This window comes from Aeromonas sp. sia0103 (genome assembly GCF_963895295.1).
Lineage (GTDB): Bacteria > Pseudomonadota > Gammaproteobacteria > Enterobacterales > Aeromonadaceae > Aeromonas > Aeromonas encheleia.
This window is the reverse complement of the sequence record NZ_CAWQKG010000044.1, coordinates 311,813-324,045: the sequence shown is the minus strand read 5'-3', so window position 1 is coordinate 324,045 and position 12,233 is coordinate 311,813. Positions and strand designations below refer to the sequence as shown.

13 protein-coding genes are annotated in these 12,233 nt (G+C 59.2%); 12 read left to right on the top strand and 1 reads right to left on the bottom strand.

Translation table 11 applies throughout. From position 1 onward, the window contains the following. Positions 1-10: 10 nt before the first annotated feature. From lfgF to AACW18_RS15490, 8 genes are all read left to right on the top strand, one after another. On the top strand, positions 11-745 hold the full coding sequence (gene lfgF, locus AACW18_RS15525) for a lateral flagellar basal-body rod protein LfgF (RefSeq protein ID WP_042653247.1): 735 nt from the start codon (positions 11-13) through the stop codon (positions 743-745). A gap of 90 nt (positions 746-835) precedes the next feature. Then, entirely contained in the window at positions 836-1,621 is a 786-nt protein-coding gene (gene lfgG / locus AACW18_RS15520) for a lateral flagellar basal-body rod protein LfgG (RefSeq protein WP_042653246.1), read from the top strand. 17 nt (positions 1,622-1,638) lie between these two features. Further along, entirely contained in the window at positions 1,639-2,298 is a 660-nt protein-coding gene (gene flgH / locus AACW18_RS15515) for a flagellar basal body L-ring protein FlgH (RefSeq protein WP_242380647.1), read from the top strand. Between the two features lie 8 nt (positions 2,299-2,306). Beyond that, entirely contained in the window at positions 2,307-3,413 is a 1,107-nt protein-coding gene (fgIL, locus tag AACW18_RS15510) for a lateral flagellar basal body P-ring FlgIL (RefSeq protein ID WP_042653245.1), read from the top strand. Between the two features lie 10 nt (positions 3,414-3,423). Next, a complete protein-coding gene (locus tag AACW18_RS15505) occupies positions 3,424-3,822 on the top strand; it encodes a rod-binding protein (RefSeq protein WP_218389163.1) in 399 nt (132 codons plus the stop codon). Beyond that, complete coding sequence (lfgK, locus tag AACW18_RS15500) at positions 3,822-5,141, top strand: lateral flagellar hook-associated protein LfgK (RefSeq protein WP_042653243.1); 1,320 nt, start codon at positions 3,822-3,824, stop codon at positions 5,139-5,141. The genes AACW18_RS15505 and lfgK overlap by 1 nt, the downstream gene beginning before the upstream one ends. Before the next feature lie 10 nt (positions 5,142-5,151). Beyond that, positions 5,152-6,051: a lateral flagellar hook-associated protein LfgL gene (gene lfgL, locus AACW18_RS15495; protein ID WP_042653242.1), complete on the top strand. Its 900-nt coding sequence runs from the start codon at positions 5,152-5,154 to the stop codon at positions 6,049-6,051. Between the two features lie 18 nt (positions 6,052-6,069). Beyond that, positions 6,070-7,071, top strand: a complete 1,002-nt coding sequence (locus AACW18_RS15490; RefSeq protein ID WP_042653241.1) for a hypothetical protein — start codon at positions 6,070-6,072, stop codon at positions 7,069-7,071. A 55-nt stretch (positions 7,072-7,126) separates the two neighbouring features. Here the strand turns inward: AACW18_RS15490 and fliB are convergent, their stop codons facing one another. Then, positions 7,127-8,296 carry a flagellin lysine-N-methylase gene (gene fliB / locus AACW18_RS15485; RefSeq protein ID WP_218389162.1) on the bottom strand — a complete coding sequence of 390 codons (1,170 nt, stop codon included), beginning with the start codon at positions 8,294-8,296 and terminating at the stop codon, positions 7,127-7,129. Between the two features lie 207 nt (positions 8,297-8,503). Here fliB and lafA (AACW18_RS15480) point away from each other — a divergent pair, with 207 nt between their 5' ends. The 4 genes from lafA (AACW18_RS15480) (at position 8,504) to lafC (ending at position 12,233) form a co-directional block, all read left to right on the top strand. Continuing rightward, complete coding sequence (lafA, locus tag AACW18_RS15480) at positions 8,504-9,367, top strand: lateral flagellin LafA (RefSeq protein ID WP_042653240.1); 864 nt, start codon at positions 8,504-8,506, stop codon at positions 9,365-9,367. Between the two features lie 177 nt (positions 9,368-9,544). Continuing rightward, positions 9,545-10,408, top strand: a complete 864-nt coding sequence (gene lafA, locus AACW18_RS15475; RefSeq protein ID WP_042653239.1) for a lateral flagellin LafA — start codon at positions 9,545-9,547, stop codon at positions 10,406-10,408. Between the two features lie 109 nt (positions 10,409-10,517). Further along, entirely contained in the window at positions 10,518-11,801 is a 1,284-nt protein-coding gene (gene lafB, locus AACW18_RS15470; RefSeq protein ID WP_042653238.1) for a lateral flagellar capping protein LafB, read from the top strand. 39 nt (positions 11,802-11,840) lie between these two features. Then, the gene (gene lafC, locus AACW18_RS15465) at positions 11,841-12,233 is read left to right on the top strand and encodes a lateral flagellar export chaperone LafC (RefSeq protein WP_042653237.1); all 393 of its coding nucleotides are present in this window, start codon (positions 11,841-11,843) and stop codon (positions 12,231-12,233) included.

The window sequence follows — 12,233 nt, the reverse complement described above, 5'->3', positions numbered from 1 at the left end:
GGCGTGATGCGTGGAAAAGCTTATCTATACCGCCATGTCGGGTGCGCAACATACCCTGATGGCCCAGCAAATCCGGGCCAACAACCTGGCCAACGTCAATACCGCCGGCTTTCGGGCCGATTTTGAGCGGGCCTCCGCCTATGCCTTGACCGGTGATGGTTATCCGAGCCGGGTCATGGCCCGCGAGGAGTTGGCGGGCACCGACTTCAAACCCGGTGCCCTGATGCAGACGGGCCGCAAGCTGGATGTGGCGGTGCGTGGCGAGGGCTTTCTCACGGTGCAGACGGCCGATGGCAAGGAGGCTTACACCCGTGCCGGCAACCTGGAGGTGGATGGCGAGGGACTGTTGACCCTCAATGGTCGTCCGGTGCTGGGTGACGGTGGGGAAATGGTGCTGCCAGCCTATCGTGACCTGAGTTTTGGTAAGGATGGTTCCCTCAGCATCACTCCGCCGGGGGGCGGGGCCCGCCTGGATGTGGGTCGGCTCAAGCTGGTCAATCCAGACCCGGCCGATCTGGTGAAGGGGCTGGATGGTCTATTCCGTCAGCGTCAGGGAGGGGATGCCGAGATCAGCGAGCAGGTGGTGCTGGCGTCCGGCTTCCTCGAAGGCGCGAATGTGAACGCGGTTGACGAGCTGATCAGCAGCATGTCGCTGACCCGTAACTTCGAACTGCAGGTCAAGTTGATGAAGACCGCGGACGATCAGGCTAGGCAAGGGGCCAGGCTGATCTCCGGTCAGGGCTGACAGAGTTGAACGCGGTGGGCCTGGCCGGACCGTGAGCAAGAGTTGATGGGGCGCCTCGGCGCGCTCGAATGAATAGGTGGAGAAACTAAGATGCACGCAGCACTGTGGGTGAGTAAAACGGGTCTGTCGGCACAAGATGCCAAGATGGCCAGCATTTCCAACAACCTGGCCAACGTCAACACGGTCGGCTTCAAGCGTGATCGGGTGGCATTCGAGGATCTGTTCTATCAGGTCCAGCGTCAGCCGGGGGCCCAGCAGGATCAACAGAACCTGTCGCCCATCGGCATCCAGATGGGGAACGGCGTACGGGTCGTCGGCACCCAGAAGGTGTTTACCCCGGGGCAGTTCCAGAACACCAACCAGGAGCTGGACATGGCCGTCGTCGGGGCCGGTTTCTTTGGGGTCGAGCGCCCGGATGGCGAGACGGCCTACACCCGCAATGGTCAGTGGCACCGCAGCGCGGAAGGTCTGCTGGTCAATTCCGATGGCCTGCCCATGCTGCCGCAGATCCAGATCCCGGACAACGCGACCAAGGTGGCCATCGGCACGGATGGGACAGTGAGTGCCACCCTGCCAGGCCAGCAAGAGAACGTGGAGCTGGGGCGCATTACCCTGACCAACTTCTCGAACCCGTCCGGGCTGGAAGCCTTGGGGGGTAACCTCTATCGTGCAACCGGCGCGTCCGGTGAGGCCATCGAAGGTGTCCCAGGGGAAGAGGCCATGGGCGCCATCAAGCAGTTCACCCTGGAGAGTTCCAACGTCAACGTGGTGGAGGAGATGGTGGACATGATCACCACCCAGCGCGCCTATGAGATGAATGCCAAGGTGGTCTCCTCCGCCGATCAGATGCTCAAGTTCGTGACCCAGGCGCTGTGATGGTGATGAAGAGATCGATGTGGTGTTGGTTCGGATTGTTCCTGCTGCTGGGGGGATGCTCCACCTATGAGCTGCAGGCCCCTGAGCCCGGAGATGAAAAATGGGCTCCCTCCCGTTCCAAGATGACGAAGACAGGCATGGGAGAGGATGGCAGTCTCTATCGTGGTGACTACATGATGACGCTGTTTCAGGATCGCCGTGCCTATCGCATCGGCGATATCCTGACCGTGATGCTGGAGGAGCGGACTCAATCCAGCAAGAAAGCCAACACCAGCACGAACAAGAGCAGCAGCATCAATGTGCCCGCCCCCTCCATTGGTGGTGTGTCCAGGCCCGATTGGGGTCTCTCGGCAAATGCCGATCGGGACTTTGACGGCGGAGCCACCTCCAGCCAGCAAAACACCCTGGCGGGGGCCATTACCGTCACCGTGGCGGAAGTGATGCCAAACGGGGTGCTGGGGATCCGGGGGGAGAAATGGATACGCCTCAATCAGGGGGATGAATACATTCGCCTGGGGGGCATGGTGCGGGTCGAGGACATCAGTCAGAGCAACCGCATCTCTTCCCAGCGCATCGCCGATGCCCGCATCACCTATGCGGGTCGCGGTGCCCTTGCCGACAGCAACCAGATGGGCTGGTTGTCGCGTTTCTTCAGCTCCGCGTTTGCCCCCCTGTGAGGATCCACATGAACAGATGGTGTATCGCCTTGCTCTGCCTCTCCCTGTCGGGTGTGGCGGGGGCTGCCGCCCCTGCCAAGCGAGCCCTGCTGGACATCGCCGACGTGCAGGGGATGAGAACCAACCAGCTGGTAGGTTACGGCCTGGTGGTCGGACTCTCCGGCACCGGGGATCGCAGCCAGGTCAAGTTCACCGGTCAGTCCATGACCAACATGCTCAAGCAGTTCGGCGTGCAACTGCCGGATGACATCGATCCCAAACTCAAGAACGTCGCCGCCGTGTCGGTGCAGGCGACCCTGCCGGCCTTGGCCGGCAAGGGGCAACTGGTGGATGTGACCGTGACCTCCATCGGCGATGCCAAGAGCCTGAGAGGGGGGTCGCTGCTGTTGACCCCCATGCGCGGCATCGACGGTGAGGTTTACGCCGTTGCCCAAGGCAATCTGGTGGTGGCCGGGGTCAAGGCGGAGGGGCAGTCAGGCTCGTCCGTCACCATCAATGTGCCAACGGCGGGCATCATCCCCAACGGTGCCATCATCGAGCGGGAGGCGGTCAGCAATTTTGCGGACAAACCCGAGGTCACCTTGAATCTGCATCAGCCAAATTTCAAGACGGCACGCAACGTTGAACGGGAGATCAACCGCCAGTTGGGGCCAGTTGCCAAGGCGGTCAGCGCCGGGCGCATTCAGATTGCGGCCCCCCGTGACGAGAGTCAGCGGATCTCCTTCATGGCCTTGCTGCAGGATATTCAGGTGGACATGGGCAAGGAGCGGCCCAGGGTCGTCTTCAACAGCCGCACCGGCACCGTCGTGATGGGGCAAGGGGTCAAGGTGCGCAAGGCCGCGGTCAGCCACGGCAGCCTGACGGTGACCATAGGCGAGAGTAAGACGGTCAGTCAGCCCAATGCCTTCTCCAACGGCCGAACTACCACGACCCCGAATTCGCAGGTCCAGGTTGACCGGGAGCGTAACAACATGTTCGTCTGGCCGGAGGGAACCTCGCTGGAGGTGATCGTCAAGGCAGTGAATTCGCTGGGGGCGACCCCGGATGATGTCATGGCCATACTGCAAGCTCTCGATGAGGCGGGAGCCCTCGAGGGAGAGCTGGTTGTCATCTAAGGATATCCATATGACCAAGATAACGTCAGAGCCTGGTTTCTATCAGGATCTCAATGAACTGCAGCAGATAAAGAGCAACCCGGATCAGCGCGCGGCCCTGGAGGCGGCGGCTGGCCAGTTCGAGGTGAGTTTCCTGCAAACCGTTCTCAAGCATATGCGCTCGGCCTCCGATGCCATGCAGGATGAAGATGACAAGCTCATCAAGGGAGAAGCGCTCTACCGCGACATGTACGACAACCAGCTGGCGATGAGTCTGGTGAAGCGGGGCGGCATGGGACTGAAAGAACAGATGGTCAATCAGCTTGCCCCGACATTAAAGAATGCCGAGCCAGTGGTCGCTTCAGAACAGCAGACCCTGGCTGCCTTCAGTCAGCCTCTGAATTCGGCAAAAATGAGGAAGATTGACTGATGTCGCTGCTCAATATCGGTTTTAGCGGACTCAACGCGGCTCAGATCGCGCTCAATGTCACCGCCCAGAATATCGCCAACGTCAATACCGTCGGCTACAGCCGCCAGGAGGCCATGATGGGCAGCCTGTCCGGTTTTGGTCGACTGGATAACGGCATGGGGGTGGAGGTGACCGGTGTTCGCCGGATCACCGATGATTACCTGGTGTCCCAACACTGGCGTAGCCGCTCCTCGACCGGTTCATCCTATGCGTTTCATCAGTACATCAACACCACCGAGCAACTGCTTGGCAGTGAATCGATGAATATCGCCAAGGGGCTGGACAGCTTCTTTGCCTCCCTTAATGCCGCCCTCGACAGTCCGGAGACGCCGGCGCAGCGCAGCCAGATCGTCAGCTCTGCCGGGGCGCTTGCCAATCGCTTCGGCCAGCTGAACGAGAGCCTGCTGACCCAGGAGAAGCAGATCGATGATCAACTGGGCAGCACCATCTCCCAGGTCAACAGCTACCTGAAACAGGTGGCCGAGCTGAATACCCAGATCGGCGAGCAGGCCTCCAAGGGGGTCAATACCTCGGTGCTGGAAGACAGCCGTGAGCAGATAGTGCGCGAGCTGTCGACCTTCATGGAGGTCAGGGTCAATCGGCAGAGTGACGGCTCCTTCTCCCTGAGCCTGCCTCAGGGTCAACCGCTGGTGCTGGCGGGCAGCAGCAGTACCCTCTCCCTGGCTGGTGACACCCTGAGCCTCCACTTTGGTCCGCAATCCTTCGAGGTTCCCAAGTTACAAGGGGGGACCCTGGCCGGGGTGTTGGAGTATCGCACGACTGTGTTGCGGCCCTTGCGTACCGAGTTGAATCAGATAGCGAAGAAGCTGGCGGATGATTTCAATGCCAAGCAGGGGGGCGGGGTCGATCTGAACGGCGATCCGGGTAAACCCCTGTTCAGTTACGATCCCCTCAACCCCTCGGGCACCCTGCAGGTAGCGGATGGCTTTACCGGCGATCACCTGGCCTTCGCCAAGGCGGGGGGTGGCAACGGCGATAACCGCAACTTGCAGGAGCTGCTGACCATCAAGGACAGCCAGTATGACGCCTACAGTGCCCTGCTCGGCCGCATGGCGGTGCAGAGCGGTCAGGCCAAGGCTACCATGGAGGCCGATGCCAACATGGAGAAGCAGCTGGCCACCAAGCTGAGCGGCGTCAGCGGGGTCAACACCGATGAAGAGGGGGTCAAGATCATGGCCTACACCAAGGCCTACCAGGCCAACGCCAAGGTGATCAGTACCTCGGATCAGCTTTTCAATTCCATCCTGAACATGTTCTGACGGAGCGACCATGCGTATCAGTACCAACCAGATCCAGCTCAGCATGCTCGATAACCTGCAACATGGCTTCGGTGAATACGCCCGACTCGATCGTCAGATCTCGAGCAACAAGCGAATCCTGCAACCCTCCGACGATCCCGTCGGCAGCGTGCAGCTGCTCGGCCTGAAGAAAGAGCAGACGGCGATGGAGCAGTACCAGAAGAACATCGCCAACGCCAAGAGCCAGCTGTCACAAGGGGAGATCCAGCTCGAGACCATGACAAACATGCTGAGTCGTCTGCGCGAATTGACCCAGACGGCGGCCAACGGCTCCCTCTCGGAGGATGACCGTCGCGCCGTTGCCAGCGAAACGGCCATCATCAAGGATGGGCTGCTGGATCTGGCCAATGCCCGCAACGAGAGCGGCTCCAGCCTGTTTGGTGGTAGCCAGGTGGACAAGACTCCCATCGTCAAGGGACCCGGCGGTGACTATTCCTATCAGGGGGATGCGCTGGTGCGTGAAGTCGGCATCGCCAGAGGGGTGACGGTGGAGCTCAATCATACCGCCGACAAGCTGTTCATCCAGAACGGGGATTTCTTCAAGCAACTGGACGAGATGGTTACCGCCTTCGAGAGCGGTGCACCGGATGCTGCGGATCAGGCAAGGGTCATGCTGGATCGCAGCCAGACGCTGCAGGATGACATCAGCCAGATGGTCAGCTCCATCGGGGCGCGCATCAATCTGCTGGATCAGGTCGACGAAGGTCATGCCGAGAAGAGCACGTATAGCAAGGAAGTGAGCAATCAGATAGAGTCCCTCGATTATGCGGGCGCCGTGACCCAGCAGGCTCATGTACTGATGGCCCTGCAGGTGCAGCAACAGGCCTTCGCCAAGGTGAACGGTCTGAGCCTGTTCAATTACATGCCCTAAGTCTGTCAAGGAGCCAGGATGCAGATTCAACAAACCCGTCTGGGCGGTGTGGCCGAAACATCGGCCCAGCCCAAGCTGCGTGGACGTTCGACTGCTCCGGCCACCTCACCGCAAGCCAGCCGCAGCGAACGTCAGCCCAATGTCATCCGATTGGACCGCTGGGCGCTGATCGGCACGGCCCAGCAGCGCATCGCCCATGCCCAGGGAGGCGAGCAGGCCCTGAGCCAAGTCTGGGGTGAGTTGAAACGGCTGGAGCAGCAGCTTGGACAAAATCGGACGGCGAGCGGGGAGCAGGTCTCCCGCCTCAAGCTGCTGGAAGATAAGCTGACCCAGCCGAAGGCGCCGCTGACGGCGGAGCTCAAACCTCGTTTACTGACATCGGCCATGGACAGCCGGATGCACTACAGCGCGGACAGGCTCGATCTGTTGAGCCCCAAGTCGAGCGCCGAACGGCTGGTCTTCTCATTCCCACAGACCAGCAGTGCCGTCGAGGTGGTGCTGCCCGCCGGTGCCAGCGAGTCGGAAACAGCCTCTCGTCTGGATCGGGCATTGCGCAAGGAACATATTCAGGCACGGCTGAACGAGCTGGGCAAACTGGAGCTGAGTGTGCCTGAGCAGCACAGGCGCAAGCTGGATGAACCCGTGCTGCTGAGCGGGGAGGGTATTCGCATCCCCGCAGGCAACCCGGTCCCGGTGCAGTTCAAGCCCAAGGCCGGGCAGTTGACCCAACTCGGCGAGGGGCTCGACAAGGGGGAACTCAAGCAGGAGCAGCAGCGTTTGAAGCGTTTGCTCGGCGAGATCGAACAGTCGGTGCGGGATCTGAAACAGTTTCGCCAGAAGATGATCAAGCAGCTCGACCGAGTCAAGGCGCGCAGCCAGAACCTGCAGCAGGAAGAGCTGGAGCAGTTGCAAGGCAAGCTCAGCCTGCAACTCAAGGAGGGTGGCTTCATGGGCACCATGTCCGGCCTGCTGGCCCAGGCCAATGTGTCACGCCAGAACGTGGTTGCGCTGTTGGTGTAGGGCCGAAATGAAAGTTTGAGAATAAAACCGCCATGCAGATTGCTGGCGGTTTTTTTCAGGGTTTCAGCAAGGCATAGAGGGTGAGGTCCGACGCAAAACCAGATTCACTCAGCCCTTGCTCCACCGTCTTGAGAAAGCCTGCATTATGCTGGCGTATGGTGTGGTAGCTATAGAAGAGGTTGATGACGTCCTGCTCTTCCAGCTCCTTGTCCATGGCCAGCAGGCACAGATAGTTGCGCAGTAGGAAGTAATCTATCACCAGCAACTGATAGGCCTGGAACTGGGTGTTCTGCAACAGCGGGAAGTTGTGGTGATAGACGTAATAGAGCAGGTAGTTGTTCAGTATCTGGGGTCGGGCTGCCAAGAAGGGCGCGACCTTGTTGTGCCAGGTTTGCTGCAATAGCACGAGTTTGCCCTCATCATATATCCCCTCCAGCAGCTGATTGATCTTGTCGAGGCAGTGTTGCATGGTCTGGCGTCCCCGCTTTCCCCCTCCCTGTGAATAAGCCAACAATTGGTGCGTGATGGTTCTTAGTCCCCACCACTGTAACTTGGGCAAGATAGGCAGTTGATCGAACATGGTGAGGAGCTCTCCCCGTTCGGCCAGCATAGCCACCTGATCCAGGAAGGATTCGTGTGACAGCTGAGTCGGATCCCGGTGGATCAGCATGCCGATGAGCCACAGGCGGATCTCGGTGGGGACATCCGTGGCCGCCAACACATGGATACTCAGGCTGTGCAGGGTTGCCATGGTTGTGGAGGGGGGAGAGACAAACGGCAGGCGCTGATCCAGCTGGGTCACTTCGGTTTGCATCGCCATGGGATCGAGCAGCAACTGCCGGCACACCTCGGGGCAAGAGAGCATCAGGGATTGTTTGATCTGGTTGCCGATACGAGCCTGGGATCTGGGGTATGTCTTGCAGGTATGGCTCAGCGCCTGTGGCCCGGCCTTGCTGTGGATCTGGCACAGGCGGTTCTCATCGAGGAAGGGACAGGCGCCCTGCTCATCCAGTGTGATCTCCCCCCAGCGCTCATTGCTCATCTTTACCTTGCGGATATGCAGCTTGCTCAGGGATTTCACCGTGGAATCGGCGTGTTGCTCGTAGTTACGGAAGGTCTTCTTGTCGATGCTGATGGTCCAGCTATGACAGCAGTTATCTTCACAGCGATCCCCTACACATTGGAAATGTTTAACGAAATGAGGTGTACAAAGAGAGGCAGCCATGGCGCGGTCCGGTGATGGAAGATGGCTAGTGCAAAGCAATAAACATGCCGGATGAACTGGCACTGCGGTATCGGACTGACTGAGGAGAGGCGAGAGGAAAAGATAAAAATATGCGAATGGAAGCCTACATTTCTGCGAGAAAGGGGTCGCCTATATCAGATGTCAACCTAACAGGCTGCACGGCAGCGTCATATCGAGGAATACATCATGGGCTTGTCCATCCATACCAACTTCGCTTCTCTGACCACCCAGAGCCAGCTGAACTCCACCAACAAGATGCTGGGCACCGCGATGCAGCGTCTGGGTACCGGTCTGCGCATCAACTCCGCTGCCGATGACGCCGCTGGCCTGCAGATGGCCACCCGTCTGCAATCCCAGTCCAGCGGCCAGAAAGTGGGCATGCGCAACGCCCAGGATGCCGTCTCCATGATGCAGACTGCCGAAGGGGCCATGGACGAGATGAGCAACATCGTCCAGCGCATGAAGGATCTGGCCACCCAGTCTGCGAACGGCACCAGTACCGCCGAAGACCGCACTGCCATGAACGCCGAGTTCACCGAGCTGCGCGCCGAGTTGGACAACATCACCAACAACACCACCTTCGGTGGACAGAGCCTGCTCAAGACTGGCGGTGGCTTCCAGGGGGACGTGACCTTCCAGATCGGTGGTACTGCCGCCGAGAAGCTGGAGCTGAAAAGCACCGGCACACTGGCAAAGGCATTGGCAGAAGTGGTCGGCACCGGCAAGGGTACCGATGGCGCTGCGGTGAAGGTCGGCATCGGCGATCAGGCCAAGGCCACTGCCTCCATGGCCGAGCTGGATACCTTCTCCCAGAAGATCGGTGAATCCCGCTCTGCCTTCGGTGCCAACATCAACCGTCTGGAGCACACCGTCAACAACCTCTCCAACATGAAAGAGAACACCGACCTGGCGAACGGCCGCATCATGGATGCCGACTTTGCCCAGGAGAGCACCAACATGACCAAGAACCAGATGTTGATGCAGGCTGGCATGTCCGTGTTGTCCAACTCCAACCAGATGACTGGCATGGTCACTTCCCTGCTGCGTTAACCCCAGTGGCACTCATCCCGGGATGAGTGCCATCTTCCTCCTGCCCATTTCCTCCAGATTCCGCTTTCCGCTTCCTCATCATATTTTTCGTTCTCCATTCAAGTCTTGGCCGACTCCCGTCGCTTCTCATTTCTATAGGGTTACCTGCTGCATTGCAGCCTTCTTGAGGAGTAGATCATGGGTTTGTCCATTCACACTAATTTCGCCTCGCTGACCACTCAGAGCCAGCTGAATTCCACCAACAAGATGCTGGGTACTGCTATGCAGCGTCTGGGTACCGGTTTGCGCATCAACTCTGCTGCCGATGATGCCGCCGGTCTGCAGATGGCCACCCGTTTGCAATCCCAGTCCAGCGGCCAGAAGGTCGGCATGCGCAACGCTCAGGATGCCATCTCCATGATGCAGACCGGTGAGGGTGCGATGGACGAGATGAGCAACATCGTCCAGCGCATGAAGGATCTGGCCACCCAGTCTGCGAACGGCACCAGTACTGCTGACGATCGCAAGGCGATGAACGCTGAGTTCGGCGAGCTGCGTGCCGAGCTGGACAACATCACCAACAACACCACCTTCGGTGGACAGACCTTGCTGGCCAAGGATAAGGGTTTCCAGAAGGCAGTGACCTTCCAGATCGGTGGCACCGGTGCTGAGAAGCTCGAGCTCAAGGATGATGGCACCCTGGCAACCGCACTCAAGGGTGTCGTTGCCGATGATAAAGGTACCAAGGGCACTGCGGTTGCCGCCGGTATCGATGATCAGACCAAGGCGACTGCAGCCATGACAGAACTGGACACCTTCTCCAAGGGGATCGGTGAGGCACGATCCGCCTTTGGTGCCAACATCAACCGTCTGGAGCATACCGTCAACAACCTCTCCAACATGAAAGAGAACACCGATCTGGCGAACGGTCGCATCATGGATGCCGACTTCGCTCAGGAGAGCACCAACATGACCAAGAACCAGATGCTGATGCAGGCTGGCATGTCCGTGCTGTCCAACTCCAACCAGATGACCGGCATGGTGACTTCCCTGCTGCGTTAATGGATTTCAGGCTGCCCGCATGGGCAGCCTGTGGTTCCGCGTGTTTATTGGAAAGAAGCGGGGCTCTTTTCAACGGGCATGCCACCGATAAGTTGATAAGGATGTGATGATGCAAGTAGATCCGGCCAGCATGGCGATGCAACTGGTAGCCATCGAGCGCCAGAACATGGACAAGCTGTTGAAGAAACAGCTGGACAGTGTCAAGGGACAGCAGAGTGCCATCAGCACGCTCAACACCAAGCTGTCGAGCTTCCAGACCATGCTCAAGGATTTGAACAAGGCCACCAACCTGCAGGCCCAGAAGGCCACCATGTCCCAGGACGGGCTCATGACGGTGACGAGCAACGGCAAGGCTAGCTCGGGCCAGTACAACTTCTTCGTGGAGCAGCTCGCTCAGTCCCATCAGGTCGGCCTGAAGCTGGATAGCGATACCACCCCCTTGCCGGCGGATGGCGTCTTCTCCCTGACTGTCAAGGGCAAGACCATCGACATCGATCTGGCGACCCTGCCGGCTGGAGCAACCGCTAAGGACCTGGTCTCCCAGATCAACAATGCCAAGGATAACCCGGGCGTGAAGGCGACTCTGGTGCGCACCAACGGCAAGATCAGCATGGTGCTGACTAGCAAGGAGAGCGGGGTGGAGAACGCCATCACCCTCAACTACAGCGGAGATGCCACTAATGCGCTGGGGGCTGCCGTGGCTGGCAAGACCGATATCACACAGGCGCAGGACGCCAAGCTGCGGATGGGGGGGGATAACCCGCTGACCATCACCTCTGCCAGCAACAAGATTGAAAACGTGGTGGATGGGCTGACCTTCCAGCTGACCAAGGCACAAAAAGCCGGGGATGCGCCGTTGCTGGTGACAGTGGATCAGGACAAGGAGGCCGTCACCGGCTCCCTCAAGAAGTTCGTCGACAGCTACAACGAGCTGGTGGATGAGCTGGCCAAGATGACCTCCAGCGATCCCAAGGCACCAGGGGCACTCTCCTCCGACAGCGGTGTGCGCAGCCTCAAGAGCATGCTGTCTCGCAGCGTGCGGGACTTGCCCAATGATCTCAGCCTCAGCAGCCTCGGGATCAAGACCGACAAGACGGGCAAGCTCTCCTTCAATGAGACCGACTTCAACAAGGCGCTGGAGAAGGATCCCGAACTGCTTGGCAAGGCGCTGATGGGGGACGATGGCCTGCTCAAGCGGATGGGCGATTCGCTCGATCCTTATACCAAACGAGATGGTGCGCTGAAGGGGCGCAAGAGTGGTCTTGAAGCCAGCGAGAAGCGGGTGAACGAACGTATGGAGGCACTGGATCGCCGTATGGATTCCGCGTATAAGCGCTACCTCAATCAATTCACCACCATGAACCAGATGATGCAAACCATGGGGGCTTTGTGAGTCGGTGATCGCGTTTCATCCTGAATAAGTGAGTCTCTGATGTTTGAACACCAAGATGGTTATGATGCCTATCAGTTTGCTGCCACCCAGGCCAAGGCGGCGAGCGCCGATCCGCACCAGTTGGTGCTGATGTTGATGGATGGCTTGCTCGATGAGATTGCGCGGGCCGAAGGCCACATCCTGGCCAAGCAATATGAGCGCAAGGGTCAGTCCATCAACAAATGCCTGCAGATCCTGGGGGGGCTCGACAGCGCCCTCGACATGGACAAAGGGGGTGAGCTCGCGACCAATCTGCACCGCTTGTACGACTATTGCGGGCAGCGGCTGTTCGAGATCAGCGTCGGCAACGATGTCACGGGCTTTGCTGAGGTGCGTCGCATTCTGCTGGAGCTGAAAGAAGGCTGGGAAGCGATGGCGCGCCATCCTCGCTAA